This is a genomic window from Pseudooceanicola marinus, assembly GCF_002786295.1.
Taxonomy (GTDB): domain Bacteria; phylum Pseudomonadota; class Alphaproteobacteria; order Rhodobacterales; family Rhodobacteraceae; genus Pseudooceanicola; species Pseudooceanicola marinus.
This window is the reverse complement of the sequence record NZ_PGTC01000017.1, coordinates 422,904-438,381: the sequence shown is the minus strand read 5'-3', so window position 1 is coordinate 438,381 and position 15,478 is coordinate 422,904. Positions and strand designations below refer to the sequence as shown.

General features: G+C 68.0%; 11 protein-coding genes, 1 tRNA gene and 1 pseudogene. 8 read left to right on the top strand and 5 right to left on the bottom strand.

Going from position 1 to position 15,478, the window contains the following annotated elements:
• The first annotated feature begins 167 nt into the window (after nucleotides 1-167).
• Nucleotides 168-1,310 carry a hypothetical protein gene (locus CVM50_RS13970; protein ID WP_085887021.1) on the top strand — a complete coding sequence of 381 codons (1,143 nt, stop codon included), beginning with the start codon at nucleotides 168-170 and terminating at the stop codon, nucleotides 1,308-1,310.
• Nucleotides 1,307-1,921, top strand: coding sequence for a hypothetical protein (locus CVM50_RS13965; protein WP_085887020.1), 615 nt, complete (start codon nucleotides 1,307-1,309; stop codon nucleotides 1,919-1,921). Before CVM50_RS13970 ends, CVM50_RS13965 begins: the two co-directional genes overlap by 4 nt.
• Before the next feature lie 102 nt (nucleotides 1,922-2,023).
• On the opposite strand, the pseudogene CVM50_RS13960 reads toward CVM50_RS13965, so the two are convergent.
• Together CVM50_RS13960 and CVM50_RS13955 are read right to left on the bottom strand one after the other, a co-directional pair.
• Nucleotides 2,024-2,955 (bottom strand): annotated as a pseudogene (locus CVM50_RS13960) (IS5 family transposase).
• A 171-nt stretch (nucleotides 2,956-3,126) separates the two neighbouring features.
• Nucleotides 3,127-3,210: transfer RNA gene (locus CVM50_RS13955), tRNA-Leu, on the bottom strand.
• 183 nt (nucleotides 3,211-3,393) lie between these two features.
• Between CVM50_RS13955 and mnmH the strand changes: the two genes are divergently transcribed.
• The 6 genes from mnmH (at nucleotide 3,394) to CVM50_RS13925 (ending at nucleotide 9,294) form a co-directional block, all read left to right on the top strand.
• The gene (gene mnmH / locus CVM50_RS13950) at nucleotides 3,394-4,473 is read left to right on the top strand and encodes a tRNA 2-selenouridine(34) synthase MnmH (protein WP_085887019.1); all 1,080 of its coding nucleotides are present in this window, start codon (nucleotides 3,394-3,396) and stop codon (nucleotides 4,471-4,473) included.
• On the top strand, nucleotides 4,470-5,516 hold the full coding sequence (gene selD, locus CVM50_RS13945) for a selenide, water dikinase SelD (RefSeq protein WP_085887018.1): 1,047 nt from the start codon (nucleotides 4,470-4,472) through the stop codon (nucleotides 5,514-5,516). The genes mnmH and selD overlap by 4 nt, the downstream gene beginning before the upstream one ends.
• 99 nt (nucleotides 5,517-5,615) lie before the next feature.
• Nucleotides 5,616-6,461, top strand: coding sequence for a putative selenate ABC transporter substrate-binding protein (locus CVM50_RS13940; protein ID WP_085887017.1), 846 nt, complete (start codon nucleotides 5,616-5,618; stop codon nucleotides 6,459-6,461).
• Nucleotides 6,461-7,120, top strand: coding sequence for an ATP-binding cassette domain-containing protein (locus CVM50_RS13935; RefSeq protein ID WP_085887016.1), 660 nt, complete (start codon nucleotides 6,461-6,463; stop codon nucleotides 7,118-7,120). The genes CVM50_RS13940 and CVM50_RS13935 overlap by 1 nt, the downstream gene beginning before the upstream one ends.
• Complete coding sequence (locus CVM50_RS13930) at nucleotides 7,117-8,592, top strand: PhnE/PtxC family ABC transporter permease (RefSeq protein ID WP_085887015.1); 1,476 nt, start codon at nucleotides 7,117-7,119, stop codon at nucleotides 8,590-8,592. Before CVM50_RS13935 ends, CVM50_RS13930 begins: the two co-directional genes overlap by 4 nt.
• A gap of 60 nt (nucleotides 8,593-8,652) precedes the next feature.
• Nucleotides 8,653-9,294 (top strand): hypothetical protein, encoded by a 642-nt coding sequence (locus tag CVM50_RS13925; RefSeq protein ID WP_085887014.1) that lies wholly within the window; start codon nucleotides 8,653-8,655, stop codon nucleotides 9,292-9,294.
• Between the two features lie 309 nt (nucleotides 9,295-9,603).
• Here the strand turns inward: CVM50_RS13925 and CVM50_RS13920 are convergent, their stop codons facing one another.
• From CVM50_RS13920 to CVM50_RS13910, 3 genes are read right to left on the bottom strand one after another with little or no spacing between them, the layout of a single operon-like run.
• On the bottom strand, nucleotides 9,604-13,320 hold the full coding sequence (locus tag CVM50_RS13920; protein ID WP_232618245.1) for an error-prone DNA polymerase: 3,717 nt from the start codon (nucleotides 13,318-13,320) through the stop codon (nucleotides 9,604-9,606).
• On the bottom strand, nucleotides 13,317-14,864 hold the full coding sequence (locus CVM50_RS13915) for a Y-family DNA polymerase (protein ID WP_085887013.1): 1,548 nt from the start codon (nucleotides 14,862-14,864) through the stop codon (nucleotides 13,317-13,319). The genes CVM50_RS13920 and CVM50_RS13915 overlap by 4 nt, the downstream gene beginning before the upstream one ends.
• Nucleotides 14,806-15,444 (bottom strand): ImuA family protein, encoded by a 639-nt coding sequence (locus CVM50_RS13910; protein ID WP_100148502.1) that lies wholly within the window; start codon nucleotides 15,442-15,444, stop codon nucleotides 14,806-14,808. Before CVM50_RS13910 ends, CVM50_RS13915 begins: the two co-directional genes overlap by 59 nt.
• Between the last annotated feature and the right edge of the window lie 34 nt (nucleotides 15,445-15,478).

Genomic DNA, 15,478 nt, shown 5'->3' with positions numbered 1-15,478 from the left:
AGTGGATAGTCCCTGCTCAGCTTTGAGAATGCACTTCTGCGCAGAATGCGAGCCGCAACGCATGATAGCTCGCACGCACCCGAACAGCCAATACGCGCAAAAAGCTGGTGTGTTGAACGTCATTTCGTTAGGACGCTGTGGCAGTGCAAGCGTGAGGGAAGCGTCCGATGACGAGATTCGAGATTGACTTGAATACAAAAATAATTTCCTCGGACACGGACGTTTATATGGCGCGCGCGGGAAAACAGGGCCATCTATTTGCTCAGGTTCTGGCCGAGAAGGCAATTGGCCCCGACCTTCCCAATCTTGACCTCGACCTGAGCAAAGGTCTCGATGAGGAAAAGTACATCACTGCTAAAATCAATCGTTCGCGGCAACTGAGCCGTTGGATTCAGTCCTCTGCCACCAGCCGCGGAGAGGAGCCCTCGAAGGACTTAGGCGACTACGAAAACGATAAGAAGCGCTCAGGTCATGCACAGATCGAAGGTATCGTGCGCACCTACTTCAAGGCTATGAAGGCTGGAGATGTCCTCGTCATTCCCGACCCCCAGTTGTTCGGGCGGGCGATTTTGGCCGAAGTTTTGCCCCTTGAAAAGACAGCCAAGGCAATCCCGGGCGCGAAGCGCTACGACGGCTACACGTTCCAAGGGCGGAAGTTCGGCCACTTTAAGCGGGTTCGAATGATGGACCTCCCGCGTTCTGTCATCGAACTTGCTCGTGCTCCTACGGGGTTGGCAAAAATTGCCGATCCTCGCGTGAAGAACCGCATCTTTGAGATGTGCTTCACCGATTTTGCCCTCGACGATGTCTTTTTCTCGCAGATCATTACCACGAAGCCTGACTTCCACCCGTTCGATGCAAACGTGCTCAACGCGTTTGTCCGCATGATCGCGCAAAACGTCGAGCTACTTCAAAACGAGGGTGAGGATGCCCAGTTAAAGAGTCTCGTCGAGGCAGCGTTCGTCACTGGCGGGAACGGACCGTCGGTCAAGATCAACATCAATTCGCCGGGCCACCTCGCCATCATCGACCGGTCGGTCATACCGCTGGTAGCTGGTGTGGTGCTAGGCATTCTCGTCGCGGTGGGGTTCGACCATCAGGCGATTGCACAGGAGACGGTAGAGGTGGTTGTTACAAACAGCCGCGTCGTAGACGCACTCGACCTGTGCAGTCAAGAAGTCGGGCGACTCACACAAAGTATGCTAAGGTTCCTGCCAGAGGATGACTTTCAACAGGCATGTGACCTTCTGCGCCGGACCCACGAAACGACAGGCGCAGAAAGCAAAGTGACTGTAAAGACGGAAGAATGATGAAGGTTCCGAATAACTGGGACGAGGCCGTAGGCCTCGGTGGCAAGCTGTTGTGGGTGCTCACACGCATCCACGTGATTAGCCTTGCCATAGGCGCTGTCGGCATGATCGGCGTTCAGTTGCTCACCGGGTTCTGGACGTTCAGAAGTGAGCATCAGGCGATCATTCGCGCCCACTACGAGGAAACTCTGGAGGCGCACAAGGCGTTTCAGCGCCAGATCGAGCGGTACAACTCCGTGTTTGAGGGGAACACCGTGCAGCCGGTTGATGCTGCTGAGGCCTTTGACGAGGCCGCGCCGTCCGCAGTGCGTGAGATACAGGGAGCGCGGTCATTCGACGACGCGGCGCAGGCTTACATCCGCGAGATCAACGAAGTCAGCCGCCTGTTGCCAGGGACCGATAACGAAGTTGCTGACTATATCGACGCGATTACCGCGCTGAGAAAATTCTATGTGGTCAATGATCCACCCGAAGTCGGTAGCCTTGAATGGATTAGTTTCTATGGCCAGTTCCGCCTCGACCTCGACCAGTACATCCAAAGCCGCGATGCCTACCTTGAGGAACTGGCAAGCGAAGTAGGCAGTTACTGGCGGGCCGTTCGTAATTCTTGAAGCTAACCACTTGCCGGAACCGGTCTTTCGCGTAGGTCGGTGTGAACGTGCCTTGTTGCGCTAATTGGACGCCAGGATGATCCGCCCCTTTCCCCGTAGGTTTCAGGCGATGGCTTCGATCTCGGCCCTTCCCGGGGCCGAGCAGCGGTTCATGATGGCGATGCGGATCTGGATTTCTGCGGTCTGACGATCAGGGTCACGTGACATGATCCTGTCGCCGAAAAGCTTGAGGCGATTCATATGTGCTTCGAAACGACTTCGAGCGTGATAGCCCGCCCATTTCTTCCAAATCGACCGCCCCAGGCACCGCGTCGCCCGGAGTATCTCGTTTCGCGATATCGCGGCGGGGCAGTCGGGTTTCCAGGTGCGTCCATTGCGACGGATCGGGATGATTGGTTCTGCTCCATTCTCAAGGATCGCCGCATGGCAGTGGCGCGTGTCATAGGCACCGTCGGCGGTGACGGTTTCGATCTCTTCGACCGTCGGGATCTGCCCAGCAGCTCGGGCAGGATGGGGCTGTCGCCCTGCCAGCTGGACGTAAATTCGACAGCACGGATATCGCCTGTGGCCGTGTCCATCGCCAGATTCACCTTGCGCCATTCGCGTCTGCGCGTCGCACCATGCTTGCGCGAGAGCCACTCTCCATCACCGCGAAAACGGATGCCGGTGCTGTCGATCAGGAGATTCAGCGGCTTGCCAGCGCGCCGATACGGGATCTGCACCGCGATCCGAGCCTGACGTCGGCACAGCGTGGAATAGTCCGGCACAAGCCAGTCGAGCCCGGCCATCTCGATCAGGCTCGCCAAGAGACCGACGGTCTGGCAAAGCGGCAGGCTGAACAACACTTTCAGCGTGAGACAGCTCTAAACCGCGCTGTCGGAGAAGGTCTTGGGGTGACCACGCTTGCCGCTTCGGCCTGCCCTCCAGGGCATCGCCGGGTCGAACCAGATGGACAACGATCCTCGCCACTTCAGGGAGGCGTTATAGTCGGACCAGTTCGTCGTGCGGTAGCGGGTGTTGGCAGGCTTGGGCATCCCATCGATCTAACCATCGGGATTCCCGATCGGAATCCCTCTCACCGATATGTGCAACTAGCCCGAGTAAATCGTGAACGTAGCAGGAACCTGCGAAACAAATTGCGAAACCGCCAGCGGTCGATATTCCGCGGGTGGAAGCGCTCTTGGAAAAGTTGCATGAAATCAAAGTGGTGCGGGTGAAGGGACTCGAACCCCCACGCCAAAGGCGCCAGAACCTAAATCTGGTGCGTCTACCAATTCCGCCACACCCGCAACCCGCCACGGCCCTCAGGCCATCGCGTGAGGAGGTCTGTAGCAAAGCGCCCAGCCGGATTGAAGCGGAAATCGCATCGCGGACCTCAGGCGACGCTCCGTTTCGGGAGGCAGGGGCCCGCCATACGCCGCTGCCTGCGCTCGGCGCTTTGCCTGGGCGCGGGCATGCGCTATCTGGCGGGAATGGCAATCAAGCTCACATCCCTCAGCGATCTTTTCGATCACGGTTTCGACGACATCATCGACGTGCGGGCGCCGGCGGAATATGCCGACGACCACGTGCCCGGTGCCCTCAGCATGCCGGTTCTGGACGACGAGGAACGCGCCCGGGTCGGCACGATCTACAAGCAGATCTCGCCCTTCGATGCGCGCAAGATCGGCGGTGCTCTGGTGGCGCGCAATGCCGCGCGGCATATCGAGGAGAAGCTGCAGGATCGGGACGGCGGCTGGCAGCCGCTGGTCTACTGCTGGCGGGGTGGGCAGCGCTCCGGCTCCTTCGCCACCATCCTGCGCCAGATCGGCTGGCGGGTGGAGACGATCGAGGGCGGCTACAAGGCCTTCCGCGGGCTGGTGGTGCAGGCGCTCTACGATGATCCCTTCCCGGCGCCGGTGGTCTTGCTGGACGGCAATACCGGATCGGCCAAGACCGAACTTCTGAACATGCTGCCTGATCATGGTCTGCAGGTGCTGGACCTGGAGGGGCTGGCGAACCATCGCGGGTCGCTTTTCGGCGCCATGGGCCCGCAGCCGCAACAGCGCGGTTTCGAGACGGCGCTGGCCATGCAGGTGGCCCGGCTGGATCCGACGCGCCCCGTTGTGGTGGAGGCCGAAAGCTCCAAGGTCGGCGAGTGCCGCCTGCCGCCGTCGCTCTGGACCGCGATGAAGGCCGCGCCGCGCATCGTGCTGGAGGCGCCGCTGGACGAACGTGCCGGCTATCTGGCGCGCGCCTATGCCGATGTCACCGAGGACAAGGCCCGGCTGCACCAGATCCTCGACACGCTTCGCCCCTACGTGGCCGCCGAGCAGATCGAGGCCTGGCACGCCGAGGCCCGCGCGGGCGCCTTCGCCGCGCTGGCCCGCAGCCTGATGGAGCTGCGCTACGATTCCAGCTATGCCCGTCACCGTGCGCGGATGGACCCGACGACGGTGACCCCACTGACCGCCCCGCGCCTGGATCCGCAGGCCTTGCCCGAGCTGGCCGCCCGGATCGCGGCGCAGGTCGCCGACCTGGCCGTTACGCCCGCTAGAGGAGACACCGAATGACCGATCCCGTGAAGCCCCCCCGCCTGACCTCCCTCAGCCATGGCGGCGGCTGCGGCTGCAAGATCGCGCCCGGCGTGCTGTCGGACCTGCTGAAGGGCACCAAGGCCCTTCCGGTCCCCCCGGAGCTGCTGGTGGGCATCGGCAGCGCGGACGACGCGGCGGTCTACAAGATCTCCGACACCCAGGCGATCGTCGCCACCACCGATTTCTTCATGCCCATCGTCGACGACCCGGAGGATTTCGGCCGCATCGCCGCGACCAATGCCATTTCCGATGTCTACGCCATGGGCGGGCGGCCCCTGTTCGCCCTGGCCGTGGTCGGCATGCCGGTCAACGCCCTGCCGGGCGAGACCATCGGCAAGATCCTGGAAGGCGGCGCCAAGGCGGCGGCCGAGGCCGGCATTCCCGTCGCCGGTGGCCATACCATCGACTCGGTCGAGCCGATCTACGGTCTCGTCGCCATCGGCCTCGTCGATCTGGCGCAGATGAAACAGAACGACCAGGCGCAGGAGGGCGACGTGCTTATCCTTGGCAAGCCCCTGGGCGTCGGAATTTATTCGGCAGCGTTCAAGAAGGAGCTGCTGTCGGAGGCCCAGTACGCCGAGATGATCGCCACCATGACCCGGCTGAACACGCCGGGCCCCGACCTGGCCGAGCTGCCTGGCGTCCATGCGATGACTGACGTGACCGGTTTCGGCCTTGCGGGTCACGGGCTGGAGATGGCGCGTGGCTCCGGCCTGCAGGCGCAGATCGACTGGGCGCGGGTGCCGCTCCTGTCCTCGGCGCGCGAACTGGCGGATGCGGGCAATATCACCGGTGCCTCGGGGCGCAACTGGGCGAGCTACGGCGCGCAAGTCACCCTCGACGGGCTGTCGGACCTCGACTGCGCGCTGGTCTGCGATCCGCAGACCTCGGGCGGGCTGCTGGTGTCCTGCGCGCCCGAGGCGGTCGACGAGGTGCTGGCCACCTTCCGCCAGCATGGTTTCGACGCGGCCGCCCCCGTGGGCCGCATGGCTGCGGGCAGCGGCATCCGATTTGCCTGAGCCCGCGGGCCGGGCCTGACAGAATACGCCCCGGCAAGGGGCCTTCCACGTTCGCGGGGCATGGCGCCCCAAATGCAACCCAAGTGATGAGTTTTCCCGATGAAACGTCTTGCCTTCCTGCTGATGACCGCCGCCGCGACGCCGGCGGCTGCCGACACGCTCTATTTCTCCGCCATCCCCGATGACGATGAAAGCCGCCTGGTCGAACGCTTCGGCGCCGTGGCCGATTACCTCTCGGACGAGCTGGGGGTCGAGGTGCAATACGTGCCGGTGAAATCCTATGCCGCCGCCGTCACCGCCTTCCGTAACGACCAGATCCAGCTGGGCTGGTTCGGCGGCCTGTCGGGCGTGCAGGCTCGCGCCCTGGTGCCGGGCTCCACCGCCATCGCGCAGGGCGCCGAGGATGCGGAGTTCGTCACCTATTTCATCGCCAACGATGCCACCGGCCTTGAGCCGACGGAGGACTTCCCCGACATCGCGGGCCGCAGCTTCACCTTCGGTGCGCAGGGATCGACCTCCGGCCGCCTGATGCCCGAATACTATATCCGCGAGGAGACCGGCGAGGCGCCGGAGGATGTCTTCTCCGACGTGGGCTTCTCCGGCGATCATGGCCAGACCCTGCGTCTGGTGGCCTCGGGCGCCTATGAGGTCGGCGCGCTGAATTACTCGGTCTACGAACTGGCCGAGAGCGAGGGCGCGCCGGAGGTCGACCAGACTACCGTGATCTGGCAGACCCCGCCGTACCCCGATTACAACTGGACCATTCGCGGCGATGTCGATGGTCGCTTCGGCGAGGGCTTCACCGCCAAGGTGCAGGAGGCGCTGTTGTCGCTGACCGACGAGGACCTGCTGGCGACCTTCCCGCGGTCCGCGTTCATCGAGGCCGACAACGGTCTTTACCAGCCGATCGAGGACACGGCGCGCGCGCTCGACATCATCGACTGATGGCGGCGCTCGTCTCCCTCTCGGGGGAGCGTCTGGGATGGGGGGAGATCCCCGTCCTCGGCGATGTGACCCTGACGATAGAGCCCGGAGAGCGGATCGCGCTTCTGGGGCGCAGTGGGGTGGGGAAATCCACCCTGCTGGCGGCGCTGGCGCAGCGGTTGGCGGCGCGGCGCGTGGCGCTGGTGCCGCAGGATCACGGGCTGGTCGGGCCGCTGTCGGTCTTTCACAACGTCTGGATGGGACGACTGGACGACGCGGGGACGGCCCGAAACCTGCGCATCCTGCTGCGCCCTTCGGCCCAGGAGCGGGCGCAGGTGGAGACTGTTCTGACCCGGGTGGGCCTGACCGGCATGGGCCGGCGCCGGGTTGCGCAGCTCTCGGGCGGGCAGCGGCAGCGCGTGGCGCTGGCGCGGGCGCTGTTGCGCGGCGGCGAGGTGGTGCTGGGAGATGAACCCGTCTCCGCCCTTGACCCGTCGCAGGCCGCCGCCCTGCTGGGGGACCTGGCGGCAAGTTTCCCCACTTCAGTGCTCGCGCTGCATGACGTGACCCTGGCGCGGCAGACCGCCACGCGCATCCTCGGCCTGAAAGGGGGGCGGATCGTGCTGGATGCGCCCGTGGCCGACTGTCCGCGCGATCGGCTGATGGACCTCTACGCGTGAGCGTGGCGCGGCGCATCACGCTGGGGGTCCTGGTGGCCACGGTGCTGGCACTGGTGCTGGCGGACCTGTCGGCGCCGCGCCCCGATCCCTGGATGACGCTGGCGGCGATCGGGCAGGGGATCCTGCATCCGGACCTGTCGGACCCGCTGTCGCTGTTCAATGGGGCCGTTCTGACCCTGGCTTTCGCGCTGTGCGGTGTGGGGCTGGGCGCAGTGGCTGGGTTGGTGCTGGCGCCGCTTTACCACCTGGCGCCGGTGCGGTTCCTCTGCGTCGCCATCCGCGCCCTGCATGAGCTGTTCTGGGCGCTTTTGCTGATGAACATCACCGGCCTATCGCCGCTGACCGGCGTGCTGGCCATCGGGTTGCCCTACGCGGGCATCTTCGCCAAGGTCTTTTCCGAATACCTCGACGAGGCCGGACGGGGCGGCGAACAGGCGCTGCCCCCGGGGCTGGGGGCGGTCACCCGGCTGGTCTGGGTGCGCTACCCGGCCGTGCTGCCGCAGATGGCGGCCTATACGCTCTACCGGCTGGAATGCGGCATGCGCAGCTCCGCCGTGCTGGGCTTCATCGGCTTGCCGACGCTGGGGTTCCAGCTGGAAACCTGGTTCCGCCAGGCCGAATACGACCGCGCCGTTGTGGTGCTGGCGGTCTTCTTCCTGTTGATCCTGCCGATCCGCCACTGGGCGCGCTGGCGGCTGATGCCGGTTTACCTGCTGGCCTCGGTCTGGGCGCTTCTGCGGGTCGAGGTGCCGCCGATGGGATCGGGGGCGCTGGCGCGGTTCCTGTCGGACATCGTGCCGGCCCCGCTGCGCACCGGGGCGGACTGGGGCGGCTGGCTGGATAAGGTTTTCGTACAACAGGCCTGGCCGGGGGTGGTGGACACGCTGGTGCTGGGACAGCTGGCACTGGTGCTGGCGGGCTGGCTGGCGGCGCTGGCCTTCCCGATGATCGTGCCGCGCGTGGCGGGTCGCCTGGGCGCGATGCTGGGACACGGGGTGCTGGTCCTGCTGCGTTCGACGCCTGAGTACATGCTGGCCTTTGTCCTGCTGCAGATCCTCGGCCCGTCGATGCTGCCCGCCGTTCTGGCCCTCGGCCTGCACAACGGCGCCATCATCGCCCACCTGATGGGCCGCCAGGCCGCCACCCTGCCGCTGCGCCCGGACGCCCCACGCGGCCTCACCCTCTGGGGGTGGGAGCTGTTCCCGCGCCTGATGGGCAACTTCCGCGCCCTCTGCCTCTACCGGTGGGAGATCATCCTGCGCGAAAGCGCCATCATGGGTGTGCTGGGTCTCGGCACCCTGGGCTTCTACGTGCAGACCAACGTGGCAGAGCTGCGGCTGGACCGCGTGATGGCCCTGCTGCTGGTCACCGTGGCGCTGACCCTGGCGGTGGATGCCCTGTCCCGGCGGTTGCGGCGGCGGTTGCAGCCCGACAGCCGCCTGCGGATCGAAGGCATGCGCGGTCAGGGCTGAGAGGAACGGAACCCGTTCGGGGGCGTTGGTTTGCCCCATGCAAACACGAACGGGAGACCCATGGACTGGCTGAAGGAATACAGCTCGGCGCTGAACGTGCTGACCAATGTCGGAATGCTGGGGGTCTGGCTGATCTACCTGCAGATCTTCGTCGGTAGCTACATCCGGGCCCGCAAGCCGCGCGTCATCATCAACCGGGGCGCCGGATCGGACCTGGACGCGCTGATCCTGATGTCGAACATGAGCCAGGAACCGATCTACGGGCAGGGGGTCTACTGTACCCTGCGGATGACCGATGGCAGCGAATACACCGCCACCGTCACCGACCGGGACATCCTGCAGAAATCCGGCGATGACGAGGAGCGCCCCGAGGGGATCACCAGCCAGGGCCCGCTGAACCGCGGCGATTTCATGGGGCTGGGCACCTTTCGCAACATTCTCGACATCACGGTGGAGCGGAACGAGGACCTGCCCGATGACCTGTCGGAGCTGCGCGACCGGATCCGCGATTTCGAGATCATGGTCACCTGCGCCTTCGGCGGGGACGATCTGGAGGTTGCGGCCCGCCGCCGCTTCCGGCTGAAGGTCGACCAGGAGGTCTGGGACGTGGTCCCTGTCTATCCGCAGACCGAGCAGGTGTCGGGCCGGCGCGAGCGCAAGCGCATTCGCGCGATGCTGGAGAAGGAGCTTCAGGAGAGCTGAGGGCGCCCGCCCGGGCCTTCCCGCTGGAGAGCTTCCGCGACCTGCTGGGCCAGGCGGACGAGGGCGAGGAGCACGCCGTCCGGGAGACCACGGTCTCGCGGCTGATCTGCCGCGGCGAGGGGCGGGGGCCGAGTTGATCGATCCGCCGGGGCAGAGTCTGCTCGGGACGCGGGTCAAGGTGCTGTCGCGCGCGCCGGGCTGGGCCTTCGTCGAGGTGCCGGCGGTGCTCTGGGCGTGACCGGCTGGGTCAGCACGCGTGACATGCTGCGCAGCGTCGGAGCCTCGGCGGCAGCAGCGCCGCGCGGGGTGTCAGTGGAAATCCCGGCTGGGAAACAGTCGCTTGGCCTGTTCGCGGGGGTGGTTCGCCGTCGGCTTGGCGCGGGCCGGGCGGGACACGTCGTGGCGGCGCGGCGCGTCATCGGCCTCCGGCCGGGTCACGCCCACCTGGTCGCTCAGCGGGTGGCCCAGCTCGCCCAGGCGCGGCGACAGGTCCTCGATCCGCTGGGCGATCACATGCACCACGATGCCCTCGCGCTGGATATTCCCGGTCACCCGCAGCAGACGCCCGCCCATCACGGCGCGGCGGTAGGCCTCGTACAGTTTCGGCCAGACCACCACGTTGGCCACCCCGCTCTCATCCTCCAGCGTCAGGAAGATGACGCCCGAGGCGGTGCCGGGCCGCTGCCGGGTGATGACCAGCCCGCAGATCGTCACGCGGCCGGGCGGCGTGGTGGCCAGCTCCCCATGGTGCAGCGTGTCGGGCAGGGAGGGGCGCAACAGCTCCATCGGGTGGGCGCGGAGCGAAAGGCGCATGGAGACGTAATCCTCCACCACTTCCTCGCCCAGGTGCATCGCGGGCAGCTCGACCTTCGGCTCCACCCCGCCTTCGCCGTCCAGCGCATCGTCAAAGAGCGGCAGGGGTTTCGGCGCGCGGATCGCCTTCACCTCCCACAGGGCATCGCGGCGGGTCAGGCCCTGGCCGGCGAAGGCATCGGCCTCGGCCAATTTCTCCAGCACCGAAGGGGCGAGGCCTGCGCGCAGCCAGAGGCTTTCGGGGTCGGGGTAGCCGTTGCCGCGCGCCGCCACGATCCAGCCCGCGTCCTCCTCGCGGAAGCCCTTGATCTGGCGGAACCCCAGGCGCAGCGCCAGCGCGCCATCGGTGCGTCGTTCCAGCTTGTTGTCCCAGTGAGAGGCGTTGACGCAGATCGGGCGCACCTCGATCCCATGCTCGCGGGCGTCGCGCACGATCTGGGCCGGGGCGTAGAACCCCATGGGCTGCGAATTCAGCAGGGCGCAGGCGAAGACCGCCGGGTGGTGGCGTTTCAGCCAGGAGGAGACATAGGTCAGCATGGCAAAGGCCGCCGCGTGGCTTTCCGGGAAGCCATAGTCGGCAAAGCCCTCGATCTGGCTGAAACAGAGGGCGGCGATCTCCGGGTCATAGCCGTTGGCCAGCATCCCGCCCACGAACTTGTCGCGGAAGACGCCGATGGTGCCCATGCGGCGGAAGGTGGACAGCGACCGGCGCAACCGGTCGGCCTCTTCGGGGGTGAAACCGGCGCCCACCACGGCGATCTGCATCGCCTGTTCCTGGAAGAGGGGCACGCCCAGGGTCTTGGCCGTCACCTCCGCCAGGGCCGGGCCGAAGGGTTCGGGCGCCTCCAGCCCCTGCCGCCGTCGGATATAGGGCTGCACCATGCCGCCCTGGATGGGGCCGGGGCGCACGATGGCTACCTCGATCACCAGGTCGTAGAAGGTGCGGGGCCGCATCCGGGGCAGAAAGTTCATCTGCGCCCGGCTTTCCACCTGGAAGACGCCGATCGCATCGGCGCGGCACAGCATGTCGTAGGTCTCGGGGTCCTGCTGCGGGACGGTGTCCAGGGTCAGCTGGCGCTTTTCATGTTCCGACAGCAGATCGAAGCTCTTGCGCAGGCAGGTCAGCATCCCGAGGCTCAGGACATCGACCTTCAGGATGCCAAGCGCGTCGATGTCGTCCTTGTCCCATTCGATGACGGTGCGGTTTTCCATCGCCGCGTTCTCGATCGGGCAGAGCGCATCCAGCCGGCCTCGGGTGATGATGAAACCGCCGACATGCTGCGACAGATGGCGGGGGAAGCCGATGATCTCGCCGATCAGGCGGATGGTCTGGGCCAGCCTGCGGTCGGAGGGATCAAGGCCCAGTTCGCGCATGCGGTCCGGGTCGGCGCCCTTGCCCGACATGCCCCAGATCTGGCCCGCCAGGGCCGCCGTCACGTCCTGGCTGAGCCCCATGACCTTGCCCACCTCGCGGATCGCCGCGCGACTGCGGAAGTGGATCACCGTGGCACAAAGTCCCGCGCGGTCGCGCCCGTAACGGTCGTAGATCCACTGGATCACCTCCTCGCGGCGTTCGTGTTCAAAATCCACGTCGATGTCCGGCGGCTCGCCCCGGTGGCGCGAGACGAAGCGCTCGAAGACCATGCCGATCATGTCCGGGCTGACATCGGTGATGCCAAGCGCCCAGCACAGGATCGAGTTGGCCGCCGAGCCGCGCCCCTGGCAGAGGATCCCGACGGAGCGGGCATAGGCGACGATGTCGTGCACGGTCAGGAAATAGGCGGCAAAGCCCAGCTCTTCGACCACCGACAGCTCCTTCTCCGCCAGGGCGTGATAGCGGTCGGGGATGCCATCGGGGCAGCGCCGGCGCAGGCCCGCGCGCACCAGCCGGTCGAGCCGGTCCTGGGGCGCCTCGCCGCCCTCCGACACCTCGTCGGGGTATTCGTAGCTGAGATCGGAGAGGTCGAAGGCGCAGCGTGCGGCGATCTCGGTGGTGCGGTGCAGGGCGGCGGGGTGGCGGCGGTAGAGGCGCGCCATGTCAGCGGGGGCCTTCAGCCGGCGTTCGGCATTGGGCTGGGCGCGGGTGCCGATGTGGTCGATGGTCAGCCCCTCGCGCAGGCAGGTCAGCACGTCGGCCAGCTGCCGCCGCGCGCCGTGGTGCATCAGCACGTCGCCCACGGCCACCAGCGGCGCCGAGGTCGCCAGGGCGGCCTGGGCGCAGGCGTCGAACCAGGCCTGGTCGGAGCCGTCGTAGCGCGGCGCGGCGCCGAGGAAGACATGGCCCGGGAAGCGCCGCTGCACCTGGGTCACGGGGCGGCGGGCGGCCGCCAGATCGCGGGGCGGCAGGGCGATCAGGATCATTCCCTGGCCGTGGGTCAGCAGGTCATCCAGCGACAGCAGGCACTGGCCCTTTTCGGCCCGCCGCTTGCCCAGGGTCAGCAGCTGCGACAGCCGTTCGTAGGCGGCGCGGTCCCGCGGCAGGGCGATCCAGTCGACGGGGCAGTCGCGCAGCACCAGCCGGCAGCCGGTGATCAGCCGCGGCAAGCGCGGGACCTGCGGGCGGGCAAGCGCCGGTTTGGCGGGCAGGGCGGTGCGCGAGGACGGGTCGACGCGGGTGTGCGAGCGTACCTGTGGCCCCGTCGCGGGGCTGTCGCAGGCGACCTCTGCCGCCTCCTCGGCGGCGCGTTTCAGCTCCTTCAGCGCCGACCAGGCGCGCACCACCCCGGCCAGCGAGTTGCGGTCGGTGATGGCGAGGGCCGACAGCCCCAGTTCGGCGGCGCGGGTCACCAGCTCTTCGGGGTGGGAGGCCCCGGTGAGGAAGGTGAAGTTGGAGGTGGTGCAAAGCTCCGCATAGGCCGGGGGCGCGTCGCCATGGCCGCCGGGGCCGGGATCGGGCGCAGGGAGGCCCTCGGCGCGCGGCGCGCTGCCGCCCGGCGCAGCGGGGGCCGGGGTGGCATCGGTGGCGGCGCGGGCGCTGTCGGGCCAGGGACTGCCCTCCGGGTCGCGGTCGGCGGGGGCCTCTGGTGCAGCTTCGGGCGCCTCCGGCGGCCTGGTTCGCTCCCGTTCAGGCTCCGGACAGGAACTGTGCGGGGTGCCGCGCGCGGTGCTCTCCGGTCGGGCGGCGGGGCCCGATTGGGCGGGCCGGCCGGCGCGGGCGCAGGGGGCGGTCGGCCCCTGTGAAACGGGCGGCTCGGCATGGGGCGTGGCGGTCATGCGAACTCCCCTTCGACGAACCAGGCGGGATCCTGCGGCGTGTGGAATAGCCACAGCCGGCGCCCCTCGCGGGTGTCCACCATCCAGTAATCGCGCAGGCCGCGGCGCCAGCCGGGCAGGTCGAACCACCATTCCGGCGCGATCCGTTCCGGTCCGGTGACCCGCACCGGGGTCAGGGACATGCGCCGCCAGCGCAGCGGGGCGGGCGGGCGCGGTCCGTGGCCCGCGATGGGTTCGGGCGGGAAAAGGCGTAGCGGACGTGGACGCGGGGCGGCCCAGGCCCCGGCACCGGCGCGGTTGGCGCTGTGGGCCGCCGCCTCCGCCCCAACCTCCATCCCCGCCTCCGGCCCGGCGAAGGCCGCCGGCACCACCTGGAAGGCGCGTTCGGGGATATGGCTGTCGGCGGGGCGGAACCGCTGCACGTTCTCCAGCCCGATACGGGTGCCGATACGGGTGATCAGATCCTCGACGCGCGCCCGGTCGCCCCCCGTGGCGCGGGGCGAGAGCTGGCGGGCGGGCAGCGGCTCCACCAGCGTGGCCTCCAGCCGCATCTGGTCGATGCCATAGCCCGCATCCACCCCCTCCAGCCCGCGACGGAACAGGGGCAGGATGCGCACCGGATCGCGCATTGGCGCGGCCAGCCGCAGTTCCACCTGGCGGCTGTCGCGGTCGACCCGGCGCAGGGTCAGGCAGAGCGTGCGCGCGCCGGTTTCCTGATGGTCGAGCTTCTCGCAGAGCCGTTCCAGCAGCCGCCGGGTGCCTTCCATCACGTCGGCCTCCAGCCCGATCGGTTCGGGCAGCGTCAGGCGGGTGGCATAATGCGGTGCCTCGCCGGCGGGGCTGACGGCCTCGCCCTGGCGGCCCATGGCCTGATCGAGGCGCACCAGCAGGCCGGGGCCGAAGCGGCGGGCGAGGGGTGCGCGGGCCGCAGCCTCCAGCGCGCCCACGGTGCGCAGGCCCAGTCGTTCGAGGCCCGCGACCTCCGCCGGATCCAGCCGCAGGGCGGTGACGGGCAGGGGCGCCAGGGCCTGGGCGGTCTCGCCCGGGGCGGCGCGGGCGGTGGCGCCGCGCGCGTGATGGGCCAGGGCCCAGGCGGCGCCGCGCGTGTCGGCCAGGCCCGCGCGCAGGGTCAGGCCTGCGCGGGCCGCCCGGGTCGCCATGTCGTCCAACATGGCCTCTTCGCCGCCCATCAGGTGGGCCGAGCCGGTCACGTCCAGCACCAGCCCGTCCGCGCCATCGGTGCCCACCCAGGGGCAATAGCGCATGGCCCAGCGTCGCAGCACCTCCAGGAAACGGGCCTCGCGGTCGGGTCGAGCGGGGTCGGTCATCAGCGCGGGGCAGAAGGCCCGGGCATCGGCCAGGCCCATGCCACGGGCCAGCCCGGCGGCCTCGGCGGCCGGGTTCAGGCAGTGGATCCGCTCGGTGTTGCCCTCGCGCAGGGTCAGCGCGAAGGGCCCCTCCAGCGGAGTGGCGCGCAGTACCCGGTCACTCGGCAACCGGGGAAACCACATCGAGGCGATACGTCGTCCGGTTCCAGCAGACATCCCAGGCTCCAAGCGTTCCTGATTTGTTCTTGATAAGCTGCCAGCGCAGCAGTGTCGAGTCCGAGCGGGTCGCGGCGCCGTGATCCTCGGGCGGGGCGGCCCAATGCGGCTGCACCCGCCAGCGGGTCTCGGCGGCGTTCGATCCCATGCCCTCGGGGATCAGGCAGAGCCCGGTGCCGCCCCCCGTCTTGGCCGCCAGTTGCAGCCGCCGCCCCTCGCGCAGGTCCAGGGGGCGGGTGACCTCCAGCAGGACGAGGGCAACGGCGCTGTCGCGCAGCGCCTCCTCGGCCACGGCCAGGGCGTCCACGGCATCGGTGGGGCGGGCCAGGATCAGCCGCGAGGGATCGAAGAAATCCACCAGGCCCAGCGGGTTCAGCTGATCGCGCATCCAGGTCTCGCGGATCCAGATCAGCGCGCCGGCCCGGGCGCGGGCACAGGTCAGTGCGGCAAAGGCGGTGGCGCCGGCGCCGCAGACCTCGTGGACCCGGGCGGGCCGCAGGGGAAAGGCGCTGGCGAAGACCGGGGCGGGGCCGCGGTGCGCGGCGGGCTTGGCAGGCAGGGACGGCGGCAGCGAGGACATGGGCGGGATGCGACGGGACAGGGTGAACGGGGCA

Excerpts from the sequence above, each read along its gene's own strand:
- CVM50_RS13970 (WP_085887021.1), top strand. The coding sequence starts at position 168 with ATGACGAGATTCGAGATTGACTTGAATACAAAAATAATTTCCTCGGAC.
- CVM50_RS13965 (WP_085887020.1), top strand. The coding sequence starts at position 1,307 with ATGATGAAGGTTCCGAATAACTGGGACGAGGCCGTAGGCCTCGGTGGC.
- mnmH (WP_085887019.1), top strand. The coding sequence starts at position 3,394 with ATGGCAATCAAGCTCACATCCCTCAGCGATCTTTTCGATCACGGTTTC.
- selD (WP_085887018.1), top strand. The coding sequence starts at position 4,470 with ATGACCGATCCCGTGAAGCCCCCCCGCCTGACCTCCCTCAGCCATGGC.
- CVM50_RS13940 (WP_085887017.1), top strand. The coding sequence starts at position 5,616 with ATGAAACGTCTTGCCTTCCTGCTGATGACCGCCGCCGCGACGCCGGCG.
- CVM50_RS13935 (WP_085887016.1), top strand. The coding sequence starts at position 6,461 with ATGGCGGCGCTCGTCTCCCTCTCGGGGGAGCGTCTGGGATGGGGGGAG.
- CVM50_RS13925 (WP_085887014.1), top strand. The coding sequence starts at position 8,653 with ATGGACTGGCTGAAGGAATACAGCTCGGCGCTGAACGTGCTGACCAAT.
- CVM50_RS13920 (WP_232618245.1), bottom strand. The coding sequence starts at position 13,320 with ATGACCGCCACGCCCCATGCCGAGCCGCCCGTTTCACAGGGGCCGACC.
- CVM50_RS13915 (WP_085887013.1), bottom strand. The coding sequence starts at position 14,864 with ATGTCTGCTGGAACCGGACGACGTATCGCCTCGATGTGGTTTCCCCGG.
- CVM50_RS13910 (WP_100148502.1), bottom strand. The coding sequence starts at position 15,444 with ATGTCCTCGCTGCCGCCGTCCCTGCCTGCCAAGCCCGCCGCGCACCGC.